The organism is Streptomyces sp. NPDC049627, assembly GCF_044465645.1.
Classification (GTDB): Bacteria; Actinomycetota; Actinomycetes; order Streptomycetales; family Streptomycetaceae; genus Streptomyces.
Genome location: NZ_JBITLW010000001.1, coordinates 1 through 23,234 on the forward strand (window position 1 = coordinate 1; position 23,234 = coordinate 23,234).

Annotated in this window: 22 protein-coding genes; 16 read left to right on the forward strand and 6 right to left on the reverse strand. The window is 71.9% G+C overall.

What is annotated here, in order from left to right:
* Nucleotides 1-723: cbb3-type cytochrome c oxidase subunit I (locus tag ACIBU0_RS00005; RefSeq protein ID WP_398809153.1), on the forward strand; the 723-nt coding region annotated here is incomplete at its 5' end.
* A complete protein-coding gene (locus ACIBU0_RS00010) occupies nucleotides 720-1,043 on the forward strand; it encodes a hypothetical protein (protein WP_398809155.1) in 324 nt (107 codons plus the stop codon). The genes ACIBU0_RS00005 and ACIBU0_RS00010, both read left to right, overlap by 4 nt.
* A 7-nt stretch (nucleotides 1,044-1,050) precedes the next feature.
* On the opposite strand, the gene ACIBU0_RS00015 is transcribed toward ACIBU0_RS00010, so the two are convergent.
* Nucleotides 1,051-3,015 carry an RICIN domain-containing protein gene (locus ACIBU0_RS00015; RefSeq protein WP_398809158.1) on the reverse strand — a complete coding sequence of 655 codons (1,965 nt, stop codon included), beginning with the start codon at nucleotides 3,013-3,015 and terminating at the stop codon, nucleotides 1,051-1,053.
* 203 nt (nucleotides 3,016-3,218) lie between these two features.
* On the opposite strand from ACIBU0_RS00015, the gene ACIBU0_RS00020 reads away from it, so the two are divergent.
* Entirely contained in the window at nucleotides 3,219-4,427 is a 1,209-nt protein-coding gene (locus tag ACIBU0_RS00020; protein WP_398811688.1) for a glycosyltransferase, read from the forward strand.
* A 112-nt stretch (nucleotides 4,428-4,539) separates the two neighbouring features.
* Nucleotides 4,540-4,866 carry a PepSY domain-containing protein gene (locus tag ACIBU0_RS00025; protein ID WP_398809161.1) on the forward strand — a complete coding sequence of 109 codons (327 nt, stop codon included), beginning with the start codon at nucleotides 4,540-4,542 and terminating at the stop codon, nucleotides 4,864-4,866.
* A gap of 23 nt (nucleotides 4,867-4,889) precedes the next feature.
* Here ACIBU0_RS00025 and ACIBU0_RS00030 read toward each other — a convergent pair whose 3' ends face one another.
* Nucleotides 4,890-5,552, reverse strand: a complete 663-nt coding sequence (locus ACIBU0_RS00030; protein WP_398809164.1) for a TetR/AcrR family transcriptional regulator — start codon at nucleotides 5,550-5,552, stop codon at nucleotides 4,890-4,892.
* A 182-nt stretch (nucleotides 5,553-5,734) separates the two neighbouring features.
* Between ACIBU0_RS00030 and ACIBU0_RS00035 the strand changes: the two genes are divergently transcribed.
* Nucleotides 5,735-6,988 (forward strand): YncE family protein, encoded by a 1,254-nt coding sequence (locus tag ACIBU0_RS00035; protein ID WP_398809167.1) that lies wholly within the window; start codon nucleotides 5,735-5,737, stop codon nucleotides 6,986-6,988.
* A gap of 12 nt (nucleotides 6,989-7,000) precedes the next feature.
* Here ACIBU0_RS00035 and ACIBU0_RS00040 read toward each other — a convergent pair whose 3' ends face one another.
* The 4 genes from ACIBU0_RS00040 to ACIBU0_RS00055 all read right to left on the reverse strand — a co-directional run bounded on the left by ACIBU0_RS00040 (nucleotide 7,001) and on the right by ACIBU0_RS00055 (nucleotide 13,025).
* Nucleotides 7,001-8,200, reverse strand: coding sequence for a glycosyltransferase (locus ACIBU0_RS00040; protein WP_398809169.1), 1,200 nt, complete (start codon nucleotides 8,198-8,200; stop codon nucleotides 7,001-7,003).
* Nucleotides 8,197-8,985 carry a MerR family transcriptional regulator gene (locus ACIBU0_RS00045; RefSeq protein WP_398809172.1) on the reverse strand — a complete coding sequence of 263 codons (789 nt, stop codon included), beginning with the start codon at nucleotides 8,983-8,985 and terminating at the stop codon, nucleotides 8,197-8,199. The genes ACIBU0_RS00040 and ACIBU0_RS00045 overlap by 4 nt, the downstream gene beginning before the upstream one ends.
* Nucleotides 8,986-9,047: 62 nt before the next feature.
* Nucleotides 9,048-10,910 carry a cellulase family glycosylhydrolase gene (locus tag ACIBU0_RS00050; RefSeq protein ID WP_398809175.1) on the reverse strand — a complete coding sequence of 621 codons (1,863 nt, stop codon included), beginning with the start codon at nucleotides 10,908-10,910 and terminating at the stop codon, nucleotides 9,048-9,050.
* Nucleotides 10,911-10,982: 72 nt separating this feature from the next.
* Nucleotides 10,983-13,025 carry a GTP-binding protein gene (locus tag ACIBU0_RS00055; protein WP_398809178.1) on the reverse strand — a complete coding sequence of 681 codons (2,043 nt, stop codon included), beginning with the start codon at nucleotides 13,023-13,025 and terminating at the stop codon, nucleotides 10,983-10,985.
* Between the two features lie 502 nt (nucleotides 13,026-13,527).
* Here ACIBU0_RS00055 and ACIBU0_RS00060 point away from each other — a divergent pair.
* The 11 genes from ACIBU0_RS00060 to ACIBU0_RS00110 all read left to right on the forward strand — a co-directional run bounded on the left by ACIBU0_RS00060 (nucleotide 13,528) and on the right by ACIBU0_RS00110 (nucleotide 23,217).
* On the forward strand, nucleotides 13,528-13,731 hold the full coding sequence (locus tag ACIBU0_RS00060; RefSeq protein ID WP_398809181.1) for a hypothetical protein: 204 nt from the start codon (nucleotides 13,528-13,530) through the stop codon (nucleotides 13,729-13,731).
* 95 nt (nucleotides 13,732-13,826) lie between these two features.
* Entirely contained in the window at nucleotides 13,827-15,320 is a 1,494-nt protein-coding gene (locus ACIBU0_RS00065) for a phage tail sheath family protein (protein WP_398809184.1), read from the forward strand.
* Between the two features lies 1 nt (nucleotide 15,321).
* Nucleotides 15,322-15,852 carry a phage tail protein gene (locus ACIBU0_RS00070; protein WP_398809186.1) on the forward strand — a complete coding sequence of 177 codons (531 nt, stop codon included), beginning with the start codon at nucleotides 15,322-15,324 and terminating at the stop codon, nucleotides 15,850-15,852.
* Nucleotides 15,853-15,887: 35 nt separating this feature from the next.
* Entirely contained in the window at nucleotides 15,888-16,580 is a 693-nt protein-coding gene (locus ACIBU0_RS00075) for a hypothetical protein (RefSeq protein ID WP_398809189.1), read from the forward strand.
* A complete protein-coding gene (locus tag ACIBU0_RS00080; RefSeq protein ID WP_398809192.1) occupies nucleotides 16,577-17,350 on the forward strand; it encodes a hypothetical protein in 774 nt (257 codons plus the stop codon). The genes ACIBU0_RS00075 and ACIBU0_RS00080 overlap by 4 nt, the downstream gene beginning before the upstream one ends.
* The gene (locus ACIBU0_RS00085; protein ID WP_398809195.1) at nucleotides 17,347-18,537 is read left to right on the forward strand and encodes a DUF4255 domain-containing protein; all 1,191 of its coding nucleotides are present in this window, start codon (nucleotides 17,347-17,349) and stop codon (nucleotides 18,535-18,537) included. The genes ACIBU0_RS00080 and ACIBU0_RS00085 overlap by 4 nt, the downstream gene beginning before the upstream one ends.
* Entirely contained in the window at nucleotides 18,534-20,612 is a 2,079-nt protein-coding gene (locus tag ACIBU0_RS00090; protein WP_398809197.1) for an ATP-binding protein, read from the forward strand. The genes ACIBU0_RS00085 and ACIBU0_RS00090 overlap by 4 nt, the downstream gene beginning before the upstream one ends.
* Nucleotides 20,603-21,151 (forward strand): hypothetical protein, encoded by a 549-nt coding sequence (locus tag ACIBU0_RS00095; RefSeq protein WP_398809200.1) that lies wholly within the window; start codon nucleotides 20,603-20,605, stop codon nucleotides 21,149-21,151. The genes ACIBU0_RS00090 and ACIBU0_RS00095 overlap by 10 nt, the downstream gene beginning before the upstream one ends.
* Complete coding sequence (locus tag ACIBU0_RS00100) at nucleotides 21,148-21,804, forward strand: hypothetical protein (RefSeq protein WP_398809203.1); 657 nt, start codon at nucleotides 21,148-21,150, stop codon at nucleotides 21,802-21,804. The genes ACIBU0_RS00095 and ACIBU0_RS00100 overlap by 4 nt, the downstream gene beginning before the upstream one ends.
* Nucleotides 21,804-22,121, forward strand: coding sequence for a LysM domain-containing protein (locus ACIBU0_RS00105; RefSeq protein WP_398809206.1), 318 nt, complete (start codon nucleotides 21,804-21,806; stop codon nucleotides 22,119-22,121). Before ACIBU0_RS00100 ends, ACIBU0_RS00105 begins: the two co-directional genes overlap by 1 nt.
* Nucleotides 22,111-23,217, forward strand: a complete 1,107-nt coding sequence (locus ACIBU0_RS00110; RefSeq protein WP_398809209.1) for a hypothetical protein — start codon at nucleotides 22,111-22,113, stop codon at nucleotides 23,215-23,217. The genes ACIBU0_RS00105 and ACIBU0_RS00110 overlap by 11 nt, the downstream gene beginning before the upstream one ends.
* The last annotated feature ends 17 nt before the right edge of the window (nucleotides 23,218-23,234 follow it).

Genomic DNA, 23,234 nt, shown 5'->3' on the forward strand with positions numbered 1-23,234 from the left:
GGCGGTGTGCTGCTGCCGTTCTTCGCCTTCATGACGTTCCTCATCGCCGTCCCGACAGGCGTGAAGTTCTTCAACTGGATCGGAACGATGTGGAACGGCTCGTTGTCCTTCGAAACACCCATGCTCTGGGCCTTCGGTTTTCTGGTCACGTTCGTGTTCGGCGGCCTGACCGGCGTGATGCTGGCCTCACCGCCGCTGGACTTCCCGACGTCCGACACGTATTTCGTCGTCGCCCACTTCCACTACGTCATCTTCGGCACCGTCGTCTTCGCGATGTTCGCCGGATTCCACTTCTGGTGGCCGAAGTTCACCGGCAGGATGCTCGACGAACGCCTCGGAAAGATGACGTTCTGGACGCTGTTCATCGGCTTCCACGGCACCTTCCTCGTCCAGCACTGGCTGGGCGTGAACGGAATGCAGCGCCGGATTCCCGACTATCTGGCAGTGGAAGGGCTGACGCCCCTCAACACGCTGTCGACGGTCTTCTCGTTCGTGCTCGGGCTGTCCCTCCTGCCGTTCTTCTACAACATCTGGAAGACCGCGAAATACGGCGAGAAGGTCGAGACCGACGACCCGTGGGGCTACGGCCGCTCCCTGGAATGGGCGACGTCCTGCCCGCCGCCACGCCACAACTTCCTCGTCCTGCCGCGGATCCGGTCCGAATCCCCGGCGTTCGATCTGCATCACGCCCCTGCGCCGGAGAGGGAGTTGACCACTCTGTGAGCATCACGGACAAGTTCGTGAACGATGTCGAGGGGCATCTGCTGCTCGCCGCGACCCGCGAGGAAGGCCGTACGGCCGCCGCCCGTTTCAGCGCGCCGCTGCACTGGCTGACGGACGCTCAACGGCGTGAGGTGGAGCGGCGGTTCGAGGCGGAGTACCTCGCACTCGCCCGCGCCTCCTGGCAGCGCACGGCGGCGCGTGCCGGGAGTCTGCGGGACGAGTACGAGGCGGCCTACCGCGGCCTGCGGCGCCGTCTGCTGGCCGGCTGGCTGCTGACGTGCGCCTTGGCTCTCGGTTTCCTTGTCGTGTGCCTTGCCTAGGCCTGCGCTAGTTCACCGTCCACTTCTGGTTGCTCTGGCCGTTGCAGTCCCAGAGCACCAGCTTGGTGCCGTTGCCGGTGGCCGCGCCGTACGCGTCGAGGCAGCGTCCGGCGGCCACGTTGGTGATCGTGCCGTCGCTTCCCAGGTTCCACTTCTGGTTGTTCTGGCCGTTGCAGTCCCAGATGACGACCCGGGTGCCGTTGGCGGTGCCCCCGTTGTAGGCGTCGAGGCACTTGTTGCCGTAGACCACGAGTTCCTTGCGGGTGCTGTTGTACTGCCACACCTGGTTCTGGCCGCCGTTGCAGTCCCACAGCTGGGCGTCGGTGCCGTTGGTGATGGTGTTGTTGTTGATGTCCGCGCACCGGCCGGATCCGGTACCCGTGATCAGCGTGCCGTTCGTGCCGGGCAGCGGACGCACGACGATGCCTTCGAGGGTCGGGGCGCCGGAGAAGGAGATCGTGTTGGCGCTGCCCTTGGCCAGGGAGACGTTGACGGAGATGTTGCCCGGGCCGGAGCCGGTCGGCGGGAAGGAGACCTTGGTGGCGTTCTGGCCGTTGACGGTGAGCGTGGCGGTGCGGGCCGCGTTCGTGTTGTTGGTGTAGGAGACCTCGACCGTCTTCAGACCGGCGCTTTCGGCGGCCACCCCGGAGAAACCCGACGTGCCGTTGTACGTGCTCGCCGCCTGCTCGGTGCCGCCGGTGACGGTGAGCATCACGGAGCCGCCCGCGGGGACGCTGGTGGTGTAACCGGTGCCGGTGGTGGCGACGTTCTGGCGGGCCCACAGGTCGCGGACGGTCGCGGTGGCGTTCGTCAGGCCGAGGTCGGACCAGCGGACGGTCATGTTCTGGGTGGCCGACGTGCGGTTGAGGAGCACGACGGCGCGGTTGCCGGTGCCCGACAGGACCTTGCCGTAGACCTGAAGGCCGGTGGTGTCCTCGGCGACCTTGACGCCCTGGAGGCCGCGCGCGTCCTGGTCGACGGCGATGACCTCGGGGTTCTTGAGGATGTCGGCCGTCTCGGTGGTCATGGTCGCCAGGTTGTTGCCGGCGAGGAGCGGGGCGCCGGAGATGGCCCACAGGTTCATGTGGGTGCGGTTCTGGGCGGCGTTGAAGCCGTTCATGCCGACGATCAGCATGTCGGCGTCGTTGTAGTAGCCGGTGTGCTGGGCGGTGGGGTGCAGGTTCCTGTCGTAGTTGGTCAGGAGCCTGCTCATGGACGCCTGCTCACCGTAGAAGATGATGTCGTCGTTGGTCCGCCACATCGCGCCCTGGCCCGGGGCCCAGTTCCACGTGTTCTGCCGGCCCCAGTTGCACAGCGACAGGGTCATCGGGCGGCCGGTGGTGGCCGTGGCCCTGGCGATCGCGTCGCTGATGGCCTGGTACGTCGACTTCGCGTCGAGTCCCTCCTTGTCACCGCCGCACCAGTCGACCTTCACGAAGTCGAAGCCCCACTTGGAGAACTGCAGGAAGTCCTGGTCGTAGTGGCCCTCGCTGCCCGAGCCGGGGGCGGCGGGGCGGCCGGTCGGGAAGTAGTAGCCGCAGCCGTCCTTGCCGGCGTCGGTGTAGATGCCCGCCTTCAGGCCCTTGCTGTGGATGTAGTCGGCGATGGCCTTCATGCCGCCCGGCCACTCCGTCTCGTCGACGGTGATGTTGCCGGCGCTGTCGCGGGTGCCCTGCCACCAGCCCTCGTCGATGTTGATGTACCGGTAGCCGGCCGCCGGCAGGCCCGCGGCGACGAACGCGTCGACCTGCTGCTTGATGACGTTGTAGTCGATCTTCGCCGCGAAGGTGTTCCAGGACGCCCAGCCCATGGGCGCCGGGGGCACCGGTATCTGACGGGTCGTCGTCGCCGCTTGGGCCGGGGCGATCCCCGCGAACAGCAGGGCGGCCGACGCGACGAGCGCCAGGGCGAGAGCGCGTGCGACCGCGGATCTGAGACGGCGCACGAAAGGCATTGGGGGCGGGGGGTACATGCGGCTCCTAAGTGCGGAAGGAACACCCAGCTTTGTTCGCAATCTCGAACGCTATTCGTGAATCCGAACGTTTGCCGCTGAAAATAGGGCCACGAGTGAGTGAAGTCAACGGACGGCACAGCATTGAATTCGCCCTGTTCTCCCGTGCGTTGACACACAGTGCGCCCCGCGCCGCCATACTGGCCGATGTGCGCGTAGCGATCATGACGGCGGGCTCCCGGGGCGACGTGGCCCCCTACACCGGCCTCGGCCACGCCCTCTCCGCGGCCGGACACGACGTCACCCTGGTCACGCACGGGCGCTTCGAGCGGCTGGTGGCGGGGTCGGGCGTACGTTTCCATCCGCTGCCTCTGGATCCGCGGGCGGAGCTGGAGTCCGCGCGGGGGCGGAGTCTGCACCGCAGTGCGACCGGCGTCGGCAAGCTCGTGCGCGTGGTGGCGATGGCGCGGGCCCTGGCCGGGCGGATGACCGACGACATGCTGGCGGCAGCCCGGGCCAGCGACGTCCTGCTGCTGGCAGCCTCCACCGCACCGCTGGGGCGGGCCATCGCCGAGGGCCTCGCCCTGCCCGGCATCGAACTCCCCCTGCAGCCGCTCGCGCCCACCCGGGAGTTCGGGCCGCCCATGCTCGGCGGCCGCTCCTGGACAGGCCCAGGGAACCGCATCGCCGGACATGGCGTGAACCTGGCCATTGAGCGCGTCTTCTCGGCGGCCGTACCTGATGCGCGGGCGAGGCTCGGGCTGCCGGACCGTCGGGCGCGCGGCACAGGGGCGGGCCGCGTACTGCATGGGTTCAGTTCCCTGGTGGTACCCCGGCCGCGCGACTGGCGGCCGCACCTGGAAGTGGCGGGCTACTGGTGGCCGTACGACGGCGAGGCCCCTCTCCCGTCCGAGCTGCGGGACTTCCTGGACGCGGGCCCGCCGCCGGTCTACGTGGGCCTGGGCAGCGCGACCGTGCCCGACCCCGTGGGGCTGAGCGCCGCGATCACGGGCGCCCTGCGCCGGGCCGGGCTGCGCGGGGTGATCCAGCGCGGCTGGGGCGGTCTGGAGGTGACCGGGGACGACGTCCTGACGATCGACGACGTCCCGCATTCGGCGCTGTTCCCGCGGACGGCCGCCGTGGTCCACCACTGCGGTGCGGGCACCACCGCGGCGGGCCTGCGCGCCGGGGTGCCGGCCGTTCCGGTGCCGGTCCAGTTCGACGAGGGGTTCTGGGCCGCACGCCTGGTCGCGCTCGGCGTGGCGCCCCGGGCCCTGCCGCTGCGGACGTTCACCGCCGAGGCACTGGCGGCGGCCCTGCGGCAGGTGACCGCCGACCCGTCCTACGGCCGTCGCGCCCGGGCTCTTGCCGACGGGCTGCGCGCCGAGGACGGCGTGGGGCCCGTCCTCGATGCGGTGAACAGGCTCGCCTGAATCGGCGTTCAGCTTCGTTCAGCAGGTGTTCAGCGGACGGACCGCATGCTGGAACCGCAGGTCGGACCGCTCGACAGGGCGGGCACCGCACCGCGCGGCACAGGGAGCGGACATGAAGCGCAAGGGCACGTGGATCGTCGCAGGTGTGATCTCGGCCGCGCTCGTCGGCGGCTGCCACGGACTCGCCGTGGCCACCGCGGGCGGCGACGACTCCGAGTCGCCCATCACGGGCAGCGCCCTCGGCAGGGCGAGCGCGGCCGCGCTGGAACACACCGGGGGCGGCAAGGTCACGGACACCGAGGTCGGTGACGAGGACGGGTACTACGAGGTCGAGGTCACGCTCGACCACGGCAAGCGGACCGACGTCCACCTCGACAAGGACTTCAAGGTCATCGGCAGCTCGGCCGACAGCGGCGAGGACGACACGAACGACGACTGACCTCGGCGGTGCCCGCCCCGCCGTCAGGGGCCGGCGAGGCGCGGGTCCGCCGGCTGGAGGATGCCGAGGAGGAGGCGGACGAGTTCGTCGACGACCTCGTCGAGGGTCGCGTCCACCCATCCCGCGCTCCAGTCGTGCAGCAGCCCGTTGACGCTGCCGATGAACGCGGTCACGGCGAGGCGGTAGTCGCGGGGTGCCGCCTCCCCGCGGGCCACGGCGGCCGCCACCTCGGCACAGACGAGGTCGATCCACTGGGCGCGGCGGGCGAGGCGCTGCTCCTCCAGGCGCGGGCTGACGCCGACGATCTCGACGAAGGTGATGCGGATGCGGCGCGGGTCGGCGGTGACGTTGGCGGCGTAGGCGCGGAAGATCGCGGTGGCGCGCTCGGCGAGCGGCAGGTCGGCGGCGTCTGCCGCCACGGCCAGCACCGCCTCCTGCGCCCACCCGTTGACCTGGAGGTGGAGGGCGGCCAGGACGTCCTCCAGGGTGCGGAACTCCTCGTAGAACTGACGGGTCGACAAGCCCGCGGCCTCGCTCAGCGCCGCGACGGTCGTAGCGCGGTAGCCCGGGCTGTCGCCGAAGAGTCGGAGTGCCGCGTCCAGGAAGCGGCGTCGCCGCTCGGCCTGTCGTTCCTCGGCCGACTTGCCGCCGTAGCGACCGGTGGGCGCCTTCAGCCTGCCCGCCACGCTGTCCTCCCGCCACTTCGCCGACTCGACGGCCAATTTTGTCGTGTCCGCGGTCTTGTGGAGAAGGGCACCCCTTCCTTACTTTGCAGTAAGTTGATTCTGAAAGCGCTTGTGTTCAGATCCATCGCGCTGTTCCCGGCATGCCCCACTCATGACGCCCACCTCAGAGGAAGGGAGCAGTCATGCCTGCCATCAGACCCAGGCACCTGTTCTCCGCAGCCGCCGCCCTCGCCCTGACCGTGACCGCCCCCGCGACCGACGCCACCGCAGCCGGCTCCTCCGCCGCCGCGCTGCGGGAGGTGCTGTTCGTCGGCAACAACTGGGACGGCACCGCCGAAGTCATCAAGTCCTCCGGCGACTTCGCGAAGATCGGCCGGGTCGATGTCATCCCCGACAAGGACGAGCGGATGGCGGAGATCAACGCCGATCCGATCAAGTGGATCTACTTCATGGCGATCCGCAACAGCGTCGGCGAGGGCCACGACCAGTTCGTCGACGACATGTACTCCACGCCCGACGGCACGTCGATGGTCGTCTCCCGGCCGAGCTTCGCCGACGTGGTGTCCATCGACCTGACCACGGGTGACCTCAACTGGCGCTTCCCCGTGTCCGGTTACCGCGCCGACCACATGGCGGTCTCCCCCGACGGCAAGCGGGTAGCGGTGTCGGCCTCGACGTCCAACACCGTGCATGTGCTGGACATCGTCACGGGCAAGGAGCTGGGGAAGTTCGCGACCGGCGACAAGCCGCACGAGAACATCTTCACCCAGGACGGCAAGTACATCTACAACATGGCGATCGGCGACGTGAACACGCAGACCGACGCCCCGTGGCTGGACTGGACGAAGGGCGACCGGCGCATCACCGTCGTCGACGCGACGACGTACCAGCAGGTCAAGGTCATCGACATGCGCCAGCGTCTCGACGCGATCGGTCTGAGGGACCACTCGGACGCGGTCCGTCCCGCGGTGTTCTCGCCGGACGAGTCGAAGCTGTACTTCCAGGTGTCGTTCTTCAACGGCTTCTTCGAGTACGACCTGGCCACCGACAAGATCACCCGTACGAAGACGCTGCCGAAGAACCCGGCGACCAGCGACGACCGCACCACTTTCGTCAACGACTCGCGTCACCACGGCCTTTCGATGAGCCCCGACGGCAGCAAGCTGTGCGTGGCGGGCACGATGGACGACTACGCCACCGTCGTCAACCGCACCACCCTCCAGGAGGGCCCGCTGGTCACCGCCTCCAAGCCCTACTGGGCCACGGTCAGCGGTGACGGCAAGTCCTGCGTGATCTCCGAGAGCGGCACCGACCAGGTCACGGCGATCGACTTCGCCACGGGCCGCAAGACGGTGTCGGTCCCGGTCGGCGACCATCCGCAGCGGGTCAGGCTCGCCCACGTACCGGCCAACTGGTCGAGTCCGTCGGCCGGTTGACCGGGCCGTCGGTCAGCCCAGGGCCTTGAGCACAGCGCCCACACCGTCCTCGGTCGCCATCTGCCGCGCGGCGGCCGAGGCGGCACGGGCGTACGTCTGCCGCCGCACGACCTGAGCCAGCGCGTCGGCGAGCCGCTCGGCGGTGAGGGACGCGAAGGGGACGGGTGCGGTGGCCGCGCCGATGGACGCCAGCCGGCCCGCCCAGAACGGCTGGTCCGCCGTCACCGGCACCGGGACCGCGGGCGCTCCGGCCCGCAGGGCTGCCGCCGCGGTGCCCGCCCCGGCGTGATGGACCACCGCGGCCACCCTCGGGAACAGCAGCGCATGCGGTACGTCGCCGATCGTCAGGACGTCGTCGCCGTCGGCCGCGAGTCCGGCGCTGCCCGCCTGGACGAGGCCGCGCAGCCCGGCCCGGCGCAGCGCCTGGACGGCGATCCCGCTCAGCCGCTCGCCGTGACCGGCCGCCATGCTGCCGAAGCCGATGAACACCGGGCGCGCTCCGGCCGCGAGGAAGTCCTCCACTTCTGCGGGCAGCCGCCGGTCCGGCGCAACGTACGGCCACCAGGTGCCGACGACGTCGAGTCCCGCGCGCCAGTCGGTCGGGCGCGGCACCAGCGCCGTGCTGAAACCGTGCAGGACGGGCCAGTTGGTCCGCTCCTGTCGGCGGCGCATTCCGGCGGGTCTCAGCGGTGGCAGGTCGAGACGGGCGCGCAGTTCGGTGACGGCCTCGGTGTAGAGGCGGTCGGCCATGCGCAGCGCGAAGCGGCCGGCGATGCGGTTGCCTGCGCGGCCGAAGGAGCGGACGCCCATGACAGTGGGCGGGAAGTCGCCGGTCGGGGCGGTGGGCTGGAGGTGGGCGCCCATCGTCGGGATGCCCGTGGCCTCGGCGACATGCCAGCCGAGCGGTGCCGTGGTGGCTGACAGAAGGAGCAGATCCGTCCCCTGGTCCACCGCGTCGGCGAATCCCCGGCCGATCTCGGTGACGAACGCGGCGGCCGTGCGCAGGAGTTCCCGTCCGCCCTCGGCTCCGCCCTGGGCCTGCGGGCGCGTGGGCAGACTCCTGAAGCCCAGGCCCGCTTCTCGCGCGAGGGGCGCGAAGGCGTCGGTCGTGGCGAGGGTGACGTCGTGTCCGGCCTCGCGCAGGCCCGCCCCGAGCCCTGTGTACGGCGCGACGTCGCCGCGCGATCCGGCGGCGGCGATCAGGATCCTCATCCGTCCTCCTCACGGTCGGCCCGGCGGGCCGCGTTCCCGTGGACTGCCTTGCGGAGATAGGCGGCGAGGCCCGGCCGCTGCTGCGACGGCGGTACGACGAGCGCGAAGGCGCGCGGGTCGGCGGCGAAGTCGTCCGCGATGCGCCGGTGCATGTCGGGCGGACAGGTGGTGAACCAGCGGGCGATGTGCAGCCGGTGCTCCTCGGCGAGGTCCATGGCCCGCTCGGCGTCGGCGGGCTCCCCCTCGTCGAAGGCCGCGAGCAGCTCCGCACGCCAGGCGGCGGCCTCACCCATGAGCTGCTTCCAGTCCTCCTTGGTGTGGGCGGCGGCGCGCGCCATCGACTCCTTCTGCCCCGCCGAGTCCTGCCACTTGAGCTGTGCCTCGGTGGCATAACTGAGGTCGAAGTCGATCTCGCCGAAGACCTCGAAGCGTTCCTCGGGCGTCAGCTCCACGCCCGTCTGCTGGACCTCGATGGCCTGCTCGGCCACCTCGGCCAGGCGCCGGAGGCGGTCGATCTCCTCCGTCAACCGCCGTACTCGGTCCCGGAGATACTGCAGGGCGTTCGCCTGCGGGTCCTTGAGGATGTCGGCGATCTCGTCGAGGGAGAAGCCGAGTTCGCGGTAGAAGAGGATCTGCTGGAGCCGTGCCAGATCGGCGTCGCCGTACAGCCGGTAACCGGCGCCGCTGCGGCCACTGGGCGAGAGCAGTCCCGCCCGGTCGTAGTGGTGCAGCGTGCGCACGGTCACCCCGGCGAAGGCCGCGACCTGGCCCACGGAGTAGCTCATTCACCTGCCCTTTCGTCGGAGTACAGCGTGCAGCCTGACGTAAGGGGAGGGTCAAACGGCGGTTACTGTCCGGCGCTCCGCGCGGCCCAGGCGGTGAGCTCGGACTTGGCGGCGTTCAGCAGAGCGGCCGAGGGGGCGGTCGCTCCGTTCGTCACCAGCGCGTAGTGCAGGGCCCCGGAGTCGGAGTCGGTCAGCAGCAGTCGGCGGCTTCCCGTACCGCCCGGTTCGGCGGCCACGCCGATCGGGGTCGTCGAGGTGTACGACGGGGGCGCGTACGCCGTGCCCAGGTCGGAGACGACGGTCGTGGAGGCGGTCGGGAAGGACGCCGGGAGGTGCAGTTCGGTCGGTGCCGTGCCGCTGTTCGAGCGCCACAGCAGCAGCCCGTACTGACCCGATCCCACCAGCTGCGCGACGTTCGGCAGCGAGCTGGGCACCGGGTTCCAGGTCAGGGTCGTCGAGCCGTCCCGGGAGCGGTCCTCGTAGGTGAAGGCGACCGTCGTCCCGGAGGTGGCGCTCGGGTAGATCCGGTCGAGCAGCCTGGCGTCCTGCCGCAGTGCCGGGGCTCCCGAGTCGTCGAGGCGTACGGCGGACAGGTCCTCGCCGTTCCAGGCGTCGCCGCCCGTCTGCACCTTGTCCGGGTTGTCGTTCATCAGCTCGTGGTGGCGGCCGTTGTAGATGTCCCACTGCCACTGGGAGCCGGACAGGACGGGACCCGAACCCGCGGGGTCGGACCACCAGTTCGCGCCCTTCACGCGGGAGTCGAGGGCCTGGTACATCGCCTTGTAGACCGTCGGCGCCTTGTCGGAGACGGAGCCGGTGAGCGGGTGGCCGAACTCGCTGACGACGGCCGCCGTCCCGGTGGCCGAGGCCCGGTCGCGTACGGTTCCGAAGTCGCCCGCGTACTGCCCGTCCCCCGCCTTGCCCCACATGAAGACGCCGGAGATGGCCTTCTGGTCGTAGAAGTGGGTGTTGAAGACGTAGCGCGGGCCGAGCGTGCCCGCGTCCAGCAGTCCGCCTTCCTGCTTCTGGAAGTCGAGGTTGGCGTTCCAGAAGAGGTTCGGCTCGACGAAGGCCGGCTTGTCCTGCCAGCCCGCCGCGTCCATACGGGCGCGGAACTTGACGTAGAACGGCCACAGCACGTCCTTCTCCCAGGCCCGGCTGCTCTGGCCCGAGTCGTAGCTGCCCGCGTGCGGCTCGTTCCACGGGTCGAATCCGACGACGCCCGCGAACTGGGCGGCGGTGAGGTTCTGCTTCACGTACGTCATCGTCTTGCGGGCGGTGTCGAGGAAGGCGTCCTGGAGGCCGTACGCGTTGTGCCAGAAGTCGTGCGTCGCCTGCTTCACGGCCTCGTTCGACGTGATGTTCTGGCCCCAGAACGGGCAGATCCCGCAGTACTCGTCCGGGTAGTCGCCGAGGTCGACGGCCCACTTGGGGGCGCCGTCGCCGGTGTACCAGCTGTCCGGGTCGAACAGCCAGCGGGAGTAGAGGTCCTGGTGGAAGTCGGGGTACACGCGGATCCCGGCGTCCAGGAACGCGCGCATCTGGTCGGTGGCCTTCGCCAGGTAGGCGGTGTCCACCTGGCCGCGCACGGGCTCCGCGTAGGCCCAGGAGAGCAGGAAACGCACCGAGTTGCCGCCGCCCAGCGCGCGCAGGGCGGTCGCGGACTTCTTCGCGTCGGCGGTCGACGCGAAGGGCAGGCCGTTGTTCTCCTTGAGTTTCGTCTCGCCGGAGACGTTGTAGCCGCGCAGCACGACCTCGCGGCCGTGGCCGTCGACGAAGCGGCCGTTCTGCACGGTGAGGGGCGTTTCGTCGAACCAGAGGGAGTCGGGAAGGGTGGCGGCGGTGGCGGAAGTGGGGCCCGCCACCGTCAGGGATCCGAAGAGGACGACCAGGACAACCAGCAGACGTGTCCGAATGTTCGGCATTCCACTACCGTCCGGTGATATCAGGACACAGTCAACACCCCTGACTCTTGAGTAAGTTCCGTCTCGGCCAGCTCAGTTGCCCACTCTGCGCGTCAGATTCAACAGGTACTCCTTGCGGTTCAGCGGGTTGAGGTCGGTGCGCCGGCGCTCCGGGACCGTGCCGCGCGGTGCGGGCGCGTAGTGGTCGAAGGCGCTCTCCAGCTCACCCTCGCCGCGCGTCAGCCCCGGCAGGTGCTGCTCCAGTTCGTGCACATGGGCCGCGGGCACCGGGCCCTCCAGCACGCAGGACGCGCCGCGTGTCTCCGTGGTCTGCGGCACCGCGCGCAGCCTCGCGAGCACCGGCAGCAGCGCCGCGAGGGTGTCGGTCGGGGCCTCGATGCGGAAGCGGTGCAGGGGCTCGTGGACCTGGGCGCCCGCCCGGCGCAGGGCCTCGATCAGCACCAGCGGGGTCAGACCGCGGAAGTCGTAGCCGGTGCTGGACATGCTCTTGTCGAAGCCCTGGTGGGCGTGGCTCTGCCGGGGCGAGTAGCCGGAGTGGGTCATGGTGACCGCGCAGTCGGGGATCTGCCAGCCGTGCAGCCCCTGGCCGAGGGTCTCGCGGACGGTGTCCTCGACGGCCTTGAAGAAGGCGTACGGCATGGAGCCCAGCTCCACCTCCAGGCGGAACTCGACGCCGGAGCCGGGCGGCGCGGGGTCGACGCGCAGGCCGACCGTGGCGAGGAACGGGTTCGCGTCCTTCTTGTTGAACTCGACCGCCGCTCCCGAGCCGACCGGCCGCTCGATGCACAGCGGTGTCGTCTCGCGGAAGGTGACGTCGACACCGAACTCGTCGGCGAGGGTGGCCTGAATGACCTCCTTCTGCACCTCGCCGTAGAGGGAGACGAAGGTCTCCTGCCGTACCTCGTCGTGGCGCAGGTCGATCAGCGGGTCCTGCTCGGCGAGCCGGGTGAGAGCGCGGTGCAGGGCGCGCCGGTCGGCGCCGTCGGCCGGGACGACGACCGTTTCGAGGGTGGGCGGGGCGAAGAACTGCCCGTACGCCTTGCGGGGTTCGCCGATCGCGTCGCCGATCCTGATGTCGGCCAGACCCCAGAGCTTGGCGATCCGGCCCGCCGTCACCAGGTCGTCCCGGATGTCCGTGCCCTGGTCGAAGACGCTGATCGCGGTGACCCTGCCCTCGGCGCGGGTGTCACCTTCGGTGCGGGTTGCACCGTCTGTGCGGGCTTCACTGTCGGTGCGGACTTCACCGTCGGTACGGGCGTCACCGAAGGGGATCCGGTCGCGGGTGCGCAGGGTGCCGGAGAACATCCGCGCGTACGCGACCTTCTCCCCCGCCGGTCCCCGCTCCACCTTGAAGACGGTGCCCGAGACCGGCCCGCCGGGGTCACCGCCCGCGGCGGGCAGCAGCTCCCTGATGCCACCGATCAGCGCGTCGACGCCCGCGCCCGTGATGGCGGAGCCGGCGTAGACGGGGTGGACCAGGGCCCGCCGGGTCTGGGCGGCGAGGGCGGCGCGCAGGCGGTCGCCCGAGACCGTGTCCTCGACGTACGCCGTCAGCAGCTCGTCGTCGTGGTCGGCGAGGACGTCGAGGGCCGACGGTGCGAGGGCGGGGACGAAGCGGGCGGCGCGGGTTCCGGCGTCTTCGGCCGTCCCCATCGGCACGACGGCCGCCGTCAGCCGTTCGGAGATCGCTCGCAGGACGGCGTCGTAGCGCGCCCCGCGTCGGTCGATCTTGTTGACGAAGACGAGCGTGGGGATGCGCAGCCGCTGCAGCGTGCGCATCAGGACGCGCGTCTGGGGCTGCACGCCCTCGACGGCGGAGACGACCAGCACGGCCCCGTCGAGCACGCCGAGCACCCGCTCCACCTCGGCGATGAAGTCCGGGTGACCGGGGGTGTCGATGAGGTTGACCGTCACGTCGTCGAGCGCGAAGGAGACGACGGCGGACTTGATGGTGATGCCGCGCTGCCGCTCCAGCGCGAGGGAATCGGTCTGCGTGTTCCCGGCGTCGACGCTGCCGATCTCGTCGATCACGCCGGCCGAGTGCAGCAGGCGCTCGGTCAGGCTGGTCTTACCGGCGTCGACATGGGCGAGGATCCCGAGGTTGAGCAAGTGCACGAAGCGTCATGTCCTTCGATGAGGGGGTCGTTCCTTCCTGGGGGGACATGAACGCAGTGCGCATCGCTGCTCCTTGTGCGTGACGGGACGTGAACCCGTGCAGTGCAGCAGGACCCACCCCGCTCGGGCAATGGATTAACGTTCAACGAACCGTGCCGCAGCGCTCGCCGCCTCCCCGGTGCCGCCATGGCATGACGTACGTCACGCCCGGCCGATGTTTCCCTCTCTCATCCACCCGATCGGCCTCTGCAGGGCAGGGAGCCCGTCTCCTCCTGATCCACTACCTGCGCGACCGCCTCGGTGGCCGCGGCCGAGGGGGACGCCGACCCGGCCGTGGCGACGCTGCTGACGGTGCTGAAGTACCGGGAGGACGCGGAGCGGGCACGGGGGCCGGACTTCACGGCGGTGCTCGCGGCGTGAGGGGCGTGCTCGCCGCCGATGCCGCGTTCCTCGGCTTCGCCCGTGCCTGCGTGCGGCAGGCGTCGACGCGAGCGCGGAGCGGGTGCACGCCTTCCTGTCCGCGGTGGACGTACTGCGGCCGGGGATGCGGGCGGACGTGTACTTGGCGGGGCGGCTGACGCTGTGCGGCGACCGGGACGACCTGGAGCGGTACGACCTGGTGTTCGCGGCGTGCTTCGGCGCCGGGGAGTCCGCCGGACGGCAGGGGGTGTCGGCTTCCGTACCCCGGCTTCGTCGCCGGCGTTGACGCGGCGGTGACGCAGCGGTGACTGGGGCCCGGTCACCATTCCTGGCACCGTCCGGCGGCCCGATGCCGTCGGGTGAGGGGGGGCCGACAGCGCCATGACGACGCAATTCTCCTATCCCGGTGTGTACATCGAGGAGATCGAGAGCCCGGTCCGGCCGATCGCCGGTGCGGAGACGTCGGTGACGGCGTTCGTCGGGCTCACGCTGTACGGGCCGAGGACGCCGACGGCCGTGGAGAGCTGGGCCGACTTCGAGGAACGGTTCGGCGGGCTGTGGACCGGCAGCGAACTGGGCTACGCCGTCTACCAGTTCTTCCTCAACGGCGGCAGCAAGGCGCTCGTCGTCCGCGTCGGCGAGGACGTCAAGTACGCGGAGGCCGATCTGGGCCACGGGGTGAAGCTGAGGGCGAAGCAGCCGGGCAAGGCGGGCGACGGCCTCAAGACGACCGTGACGCACGACGCCAGTGACACCCAGCGCTACACCCTCGCCTTCACCGACGGAACCGTCTCGGAGTCGTACGACGTCTCCGTCGACCCGGCCCTGCGCAGCCGTTGGCCGGACCGCCTGCTCGCGACCTCGCAACTCGTCGAGCTCGCCGCCGACAAGGCCGACCAGCGGCCGGACGCCGTGGCGGACAAGGCGTTCACGCCCGGCACGGACGCCGTCCTGAAGACCGACGCCGTGCTCGGCGGCCTGAAAGCCCTGGCCGAGTCGGATGTCTTCAACCTCCTCGTGATCCCGAACCAGCTGCCGAAGCCCGCGGCCGACCCGGACACCCGCGACAGCTTGTGGGCGCCCGTCGTCGACGCCGCCGTCCTGCTGTGTGAGGAGCGCAGGGCGATGCTGCTGCTGGATCCGCCGTTCGCGTGGGACAGCCCCGCCGGCGCGGCGACCGGCGCGAAGGCCGGACTGCCGGTGGCCGGTGTGGCGGGGCGCAACGCGGCGGTGTACTTCCCGCGGGTCCTGATCTCGGACCCGCTGGGCGGCGCCGACCGCAAGGTCGGCCCCGCCGGCACCGTCGCCGGGGTGATCGCCCGCACCGACACCCGGCGCGGGGTGTGGAAGGCACCGGCGGGCACCGACGACGGAGGGATGCGGGGGGTGCGCTCGCTGCAGTTCCGGCTGACCGACCCGCAGAACGGCACTCTCAACAAACTGGGCGTCAACTGCCTGCGCACCTTCCCGGTCTACGGCAACGTCGTGTGGGGCTCTCGCACCTGCCGAGGCGGTGACGTCCTGAGCGACCCCTGGCGGTACGTCCCGGTGCGGCGGGTGGCGCTGTACATCGAGGAGTCGCTGTTCCAGGGCACCAAGTGGGTGGTGTTCGAGCCCAACGACGAGCCCCTGTGGTCCTCGATCCGGCTCAACGTGGGCGCGTTCATGGACCGCCTCTTCCGCGAGGGCGCCTTCCAGGGGCGGACCGCGAAGGACGCGTACCTCGTGCGCTGCGACGCCGACAACAACCCGCAGGCCGGCATCGACCTCGGCATCGTCACGATCGACGTGGGCTTCCAGCCGCGGAAACCCGCCGAGTTCGTGCACATCCGCATCCAGCAGAAGCGCGACGACGCGCCGGCCCAGGGGAGCTGAGATGGCGCAGTTCACGGTCAATGCCGCCCGCCTGGACCCGTACAAGAACTTCAAGTTCCGGGTGAAGTGGGACAACCGCTATGTCGCCGGAGTCAGCAAGGTCAGCGCCCTCAAGCGCACCACCGAGGTCGTGGAACACCGCGACGGCGGCGACCACTCCAGCGCGCGCAAGTCGCCCGGCCGCACCAAGTACGAGCCGATCACCCTCGAGCGCGGGGTCACCCACGACCCGGAGTTCGAGCTGTGGGCGAACAAAGTGTGGAACTACGCCAACGCCCAGGCCGCGCCCGACCAGCGCAGCCGCGAGGTCGCCCTGGCCGGGTTCCGCAAGGACCTGGTCATCGAGGTCTACAACGAGGCGGGTCAGAAGGTGCTGGCCTACCAGGTGTTCCGCTGCTGGGTGTCGGAGTTCCAGGCGCTGCCGGACCTCGACGCCAATGCCAACGCGGTCGCCATCCAGCATCTGAAGCTGGAGAACGAGGGCTGGGTGCGGGACCTGAGCGTCACCGAACCCGGTGAGCCGAACTTCTGATCTGTGACGTGTGACGGGGAGGGGCTGGTGGCCACATGAGCGCGGTGAGCGCCGCCGAGTTGCTCGACGCTTGGGAGGCGGGCTGGGACCGCGATCCGCTGCGGCGCGGCCTGACCCTGCTGGCCACCGCCCGGCGCACCACGCCGGCCGCCGTCGCGGAGGTGCCCGTGGCCCGCCGGGACCGGGCCCTGCTCGACTTCCGCGCGGCTCTGTTCGGCACGGTGATCGACGCGGTCTCACGCTGTCCCCGCTGTGAGACCGAGGTCGAAGTCGTCTTCGACCAGCGGGAGTTGACTGTGGCGGCCGGGGAGACCCGCGACATGGTGACCGTCCGGGACGGGCACCGGGAGGTGTGCGTCCGTATGCCCACGAGCGCGGACCTGGCCGCCGTACTCGACGCCGGTGTCCCGGCTCCGGAGGAGGCGCTGGTACGGCGGTGCGCTCCCGCCGGGGAACCGGTCCCGTCGGCGGCCCTGGTCGCCGAGACCTGGGTGGCGGCCGATCCGCTGGTCGACCCGCAGGTGGGCGTCGGCTGCCCGGGCTGCGGGACGTCCTGGGAGGAGCCCTTCGACATCGTCGCCTATCTGTGGGCGGAGCTGGACGCCTGGGGCCGGCGGACCCTGCTGGAGGTCCACGAACTGGCGCGGGCGTACGGCTGGACGGAGGCGCAGACGCTGGCGCTGAGCCCGTGGCGGCGGCAGTGCTACCTGGGAATGGCGGGCACGTGAGCGGCCCCTTGGCGCGCCTCGTCGGCCGCAGCCGGTCCCCGGTCGCCGGGCTGCGGCCGCGCCCGGCATCGCGCTACGAACGCCGAGCCCCGGCGGCAGGGCCTCGCCCGCCGGTCCTCGACGCCGGACCGGACGACCGGCACGCTCCCGGCGAGGTCGCGGAACCGGTCCCGGGCGGCGAAATCCCGGTCGCCGACGAGGAGTTCGGCGCAGCGCCGGCATCCCGAGCCGTCGATCCGGTCGCAGCGCCGGCACCGCAAGTCGTCAGCCCGGTCGCCATCCCGAAGGCCGAGCGGCCGACTCACGCCGGTTCCGACGTCGTAGCGGCCGCGGCGCCACGCCCCGAACGGCCCGTCATCAGCGCCCTGGACGCCGAACCGGCTTCGCCCGTCGTACGACAGGATCCGCCTTCGCCCGGGATCGCCGCCGCCGACAGCGACACCGACACCGACCCGGGGCGCCCGGCGACAGATCCCCGCCTGAGCGTCGTACAGGACCCGCCCGAAGACATCACGGTCGCCGCCCGGCTCGACGTCCCGCAGCCCGCCCTCGTCCTCCACCGTGCTCCCTTGCTGCGCGCACCGGAGCCGCCGCCCGCGGTCCCGGCGGCGGAGCCGGAGGTCGTGGTCGAGGTCTCCATCGGACGGCTGGACGTCCGTACACCGCCCGCGCCCACGCCTCCCCGGACCACACCGGTGGCCGTGCAGGCGGACCATGCGAGGGCGCTGGAGAACTATCTGCGCCGGCGTGCGGAGGGGGAGCTGGGATGAGCAACTCCCTCGCCGTCGCGGCCGTGACCCTCACCCTGCGCGCCCGGCTGTTCGCGCGGCTCGGCGGCCCCCGGGTCACCGTCGCCCCGCCGAACAAGGCGCCCGACGCGGCGACCGGTGACCATGTGAACCTCTTTCTGTACCGGGCGGACCTCAACCCGGCCTTCCGCAACGCCGATCCGGCCGGCTGGCAGCCCGGGGAGTCGCCGAAACCCGTGCTTCCGCTGGTGCTGCACTACCTGCTCGCCGTGTACAGCGACGACGAGGCCAAGGCGCACGAACTGCTCGGCGCGGCGATGCTCGCCCTGCACGACGCTCCGATGCTGTCGGGGGACGAGATCCGGGCCGCGACGGCGGCGGCGCTGCCGGGCAGCGATCTGCACCTCCAGCCGGAGCGGGTGAAGATCAGTCAGGAGACGCTGAGCCAGGACGACATCACCAAGATGTGGACGGCGTTCGGCACGCCGTTCCGGATGTCGTCCGCCTACGAGGTGACGGCGGTCCTCATCGACAGCGCCCTGCCCGGCGGCTCGCCGCCGCCCGTGCTGCGCCGGGGCGGCGACGACCGGGGGCCCGGTGTGCGACCCGACACGGGCTCGCCCGCGCTGCTCGGGATCCGCTACCCCGCTCCCAGGCAGGTCGCCGCCGCGCCGGGCGAACGGGTCACGCTGCTGGTGGAGTCCGTGCCGGCGGTCGCGCTGACCGCGCGGTTGCAGCATCTGCGTGTGCGGCAGAGCGTGAGCGTGCCTCTGCCGGCTCCCGGCGCCGGGGCCGCCGAGGTGGCGCTGACGCTGCCCGGCGCGGGGCTGCCCGCAGGGCCGTGGGCGGTGGATCTGGGTCCTGCGGCGGGCGATTCGCCTCGTACCAACGCGCTCGCCCTGGGCGTCGCGCCGGTGGTCACCGCGCTCGCGGCGGGGGCGGCGGGCGGCACGCCGGCGAGGACCGAGGTGACGGTGACGGCCGCGCAGCCGGTGCTGCCCGGGCAGCAGGCCGCGGTGCTGGTCGGGGCGGTGCAGTTGCCCGTGGGGCTGCTGACGGCGGCCGGCCGGTCGGTCGCGGTGACCGCGGTCCTGCCCTCCGGAAAGGCTCGGGTGCGGCTGCGGGTGGACGGCGTGGACAGCGAGATCGTCGACCGGGCGCAGGGCACGTTCCGGACCGGGCCGACGGTGGAGGTGACGATTCCGTGAGCATCGGCGCTCCGGCCGACCTCCGCTGGGAGGAGGCCAACAACCGTTATCTGAAAGCGTCGTTCGCCTGGTTGAAAGCCCGGCTGGAGGCGGTGGCGCGCAGCGCCCCGGAGGACCGGGCGGAGGACGTTGTACGGCGCCGGACACGGCGCAGTCGCCAGCCCGAACTGCTGCCGGCGGCAGCGGACTCGGCGCAGCCGGAGCGGCTGGCCGCCGACCGGCGGGAGGCGGCCAGCCCCGGAGGGTGCGCGCCGCCCGCGCTGGTACAGCTCGCACGGCGGTTCGGGCTGACCGACTTCGAGCGGGACGTGCTCCTGCTGGTGACCGCCCCGGCCGTCGACCCGGGTGTGGGCGCCGCGATCGCCTCCGCGCACGGCGATCCGCGGGCCTCGGCGCCGACGTTCGCGCTGGCGCTGCGGCTGTTCGACGACGCCCGCTGGGACGTCCTGTCCCCGCTGCGGCCGCTGCGGCGCTGGCGGCTGGCCGAGGCCGTACCGGCCCCCGAGCAGCCACTGCTCACAGCCTCGCTGCGGGCGGACGACCGGATCGCCCACCTGATACGGGGCCTCAACCACCTCGACGAGCGGCTCACCACGGTCCTGGAGCCGGTGACCGACCCCGCGGCCGGCCTGGACTCGCCCGCCTCCGTCCGGCGCGCCGAGGACGCGCTGGCGGCGGCCGTGCTCGCCGACACCCCCGACGGCCGGTTCCCCGTCGTCCACCTGACCGGGAGCGACGCGGACAGCGCCGCGCTGGTCGCCGCGCGGGCGCTGGCCCGGCTGGAGCGCGAGGTGTACCGGCTGCGGGCGGGGCTGCTGGTGCGGGGCGGGCCGGATCCGGACACGCTGGCGCTGCTGTGGCATCGCGAGAGCCTGCTGCTGCCGGTGGCGCTGCTGCTGGACGCCACCGACGCCGATCCGGACGAGCCGGGGCTCGCCGACGCCGTACGGCGCCTGCTGTCGCGCACCGGCGGACCCGTCGTGCTGGCCGCCCGTGAGGTGTGGCCGCTGGACGGGCGGTCCTCGGCCGTCGTCGACGTGACCGTGCCGCCCCCGGACGAGCAGCGGGCGCTGTGGGCCACAGCCACCGGTCTGGAGCCGGACGGGGTGCCGGCCGCGCTGGCGGGCCAGTTCCGGCTGGGCCTGCCCGCGCTGCACCGCGTCGCCACCGCCCACCGGCCGGAGCAGGCGGGACTGCCGGCGCAGGAGGGGGCCGGGGACCGGCTGTGGGCCGCCTGCCGGGACACCGCGCGGCCCCGACTGGAGTCGCTGGCGCAGCGCATCGTGCCCCGGGCGCGCTGGGCGGATCTGGTGCTGCCGCAGGACCAGATGGACGTACTGCGGCGGATGGCCGGCCACGTGCGGGACGGCGCGGCTGTGTTCGGGGACTGGGGGTTCGCCGAGCGGACGCACCGCGGGCAGGGCGTGACCGCGCTGTTCTCCGGTCCGAGCGGCACCGGCAAGACGTTCGCCTCCGAGGTGCTCGCCCACGAACTCGGCCTGGACCTCTACCGCGTGGATCTGTCCGCCGTGGTGAGCAAGTACATCGGCGAGACCGAGAAGAACCTGCGCCGGGTCTTCGATGCCGCCGAGTGCGGCGGCTCGCTGCTGCTGTTCGACGAGGCCGACGCGCTGTTCGGCAGGCGCAGCGAGGTGCAGGACAGCCACGACCGCTACGCCAACATCGAGGTGAGCTATCTGCTCCAGCGTATGGAGGCCTACCGGGGCGTCGCCGTGCTGGCCACCAACCTGCGGGCCGCGCTGGATCCGGCGTTCCTGCGGCGGCTGCGGTTCGTGGTGGAGTTCCCGGTGCCGGGTGAGGACGAGCGGCGCCGGCTGTGGGCGGCGGTCTTCCCGGACGCGGTGCCCCTCGCCGACGACCTCGACCTCGGCCCGTTCGCGGAGCTTCCGGCGACCGGCGCGGCCATCCAGGCCATCGCGCTGGGTGCCGCCTTCTCCTCGGCGGCGGCCGGGCGTCCGGTCGACACCGCGATGCTCCTCGCGTCCGCCCGCGCCGAGTTCCGCAAGCTGGACCTGCCGCTGCCCGTGCTCGCCGGGGAGGCGCCATGGGGGTGAGGCGGATCTCCGTGCGCATCGAGCGGGTGGTGATGGACGCGGGGGCGGCGGAGGGCCGCTCGGCGCCGGAGGCGGCCGAGTCGCTCGTCGCCGCGCTGCGGGAGGTACTGCCGGCCCTCGGCGCGGTGCGGGGCGGTGAGCCCGGCGTGGTCGATCGGATGCGGGTGACGGCCCAGGGCAACGGGCTGGACGCGGTCGCCCGGGCAGCGTCGCAGGCGGTCGGGCAGGTGGTGGGGGGCGGTGCCGGAGCGGGCCGTACCGCGAGCAGTGGGCTTGACGCGGTCGCTCGCACGGCATCGCAGGCGGACGGACAGGGGACGGCGCCCGGCGTCGCATCGGACCGCACCCCGGGCAGTGGGCTTGACGCCGTCGCTCACGCAGCACCGCAGGCGGACGGACAGGCGGGCCGTGCCGGAGCGGGCCGTACTGCGGACAGCGGCCTTCACACGATCGCGTCCGCGGCATCGCAAGTGGTGGCGGACGGCCCCGGCCGGTCGCGTGAGCGTCGGGTCGGTCCTGGAGGCGGTGGGCCTCGATGACCTCCTCCTTCCTTCCTGGCACCCCGGCCGTACCCCGCGGAGCGATCGCGCTGCTGGATCCCGCCACGGGCACCGTGCGACGGGTGATCGCCCTGCAGTACAACCCCGACACCGTCACCCGCACCCTCCAACCACAGGGCGTCGGCGCGGAGGCCGGGGAGCGCGGTGAGGCGCTGCGGCTGAAGGGGCCCGCGCAGGAGACGGTGAAGGTGGACGTCGAACTGAACGCCACCGACCAGCTCGAGGACCCGTCCGCCGCGGACGCGGTGGCGCGGCACGGGCTGCTGCCGGTGCTGGCCGCGCTGGAGCTGCTGGTGAACCCGACGGCGCGGGCGCTGCTGGACCAGGACACGGCGGCCCGCTCGGGGGCGTTCGAGATCGCGCCCGTGGAGTCGCCGCTGACGGTCTTCGTCTGGAGCCGGGACCGCGTGGTGCCGGTGCGGATCACGGAGTTCACGGTCACCGAGGAGGCGTTCGACTCCCGGCTGAACCCGATCCGCGCCAAGGTCTCCCTCGGCCTGCGCATCCTCACCGTCGACGACCTGGGCTTCGCCCACCGCGGCGGTGCCCTGTTCCTCGCCCACCAGCGGCGCCGCGAACAGCTCGCGGCACTGCACCGCTCGGTCCCGACGTTCCTCGGTGGAGGCGCCTGATGTTCACTCCCACGAGCCGCTATCACGGCATCGAGGTCGCCCGGTACGAGCCGCCGGACGGCGCGGACCCGGTGCCGTACGTCCGCCGCAGGCTGCTGCCCGACCCGTGCGCCCTGACACCGGCCGGGTTCCACACGGTGGTGGAGGGCGACCGGCTGGACCGGATCGCCGCCGCCGCGTTCGGGGACCCGGAGCTGTTCTGGCGGCTCGCGGACGCCAACCCCGCACTGGACCCGGAGGAGTTGACGGCCCGGCCCGGCCGCCGGCTGCTGATCGCGCTGTCCGCCGCGGCCGCCGGGAGCACGCATGGCTTCTGAACTCCTGCTGGCGCTGCGGCTCGGGCCGGTGCGTGCGGAACCGGTGCCGCGTGAGGTGGCCGACGCGCTGCTGTCGGTCCAGGTCACCGAGGGCGTGGGCCGCTCCGGCGGCTTCCAGCTGCAGTTCGCCGCCGCCAAACGCTCCCCGCTCTTCGCCGAGTTGCTGCCGCGGGGGGCACTGGACCCGCCCGCTCGGATCCAGCTCGTGCTCACCGTGCGCGGCCGGTCGACCGTGCTGATGGACGGCGTCGTCACCCGCCACGAACTCGCCCCCTCCGGCGACCCGGGCCAGGCGAAGCTGACTCTGACCGGCGAGGACGTCTCCCGGATGATGGACGTGGTCGACTTCAGCGGCGTCCAGTACCCGGCCATGCCGCCGGAGGCGCGAGTCGCCGTGATCTGCGCCAAGTACACGGCGTACGGGCTGGTCCCGGTGATCGTGCCGAGCGTGTTCATGGTGGTGCCGGACCCGCTGGTGGAGGTGCCCAGCCACCAGGGCACCGATCTCGCCTACGTCCGGCAGCTCGCCGCGCAGGCCGGCTACCAGTTCTTCGTGGAGCCCGGTCCCGAGCCGGGCGTCAACCTCGCCCACTGGGAGCCGCCGAACCGCCTCGGCCTGCCGCAGGAGCCGCTGCTGGTGAACTCCGACGCGGCGAGCAACGTCGACAGCCTGTCCTTCTCCTTCGACGGCTTCTCCGCCACCCAGTACGTCGTGCTGGTCCAGGACCCGCGGACCAGGTTCCCGGTGCCGGTGCCCGTTCCGGACGTCACCCCGCTGTCCCCGCCCATGGGCCGGCGCAAGCCACTGCCGCTGAGGACCGAACCGATCCGCGGCCTCGCGAAGTACACCCCGCAGCAGGCCGCGGGCGTGGCCCTGGCCCGGGCCGCCGACAGCTACGAGGTGATCTCGGGCCAGGGCAGCCTCGACGTCCTGCGCTACGGCCGCCCGCTGCGGGCCCGGCGGCCCGTGCCGGTGCACGGAGCGGGCGAGGCGTACGACGGGACGTACTACGTCAAGAGCGTCACGCACTCGATCAGACGCGGTGCGTACACCCAGCAGTTCACCCTGACCCGCAATGCCTTCGGACCGCTGTGACGCGGAGGGAACCTGCC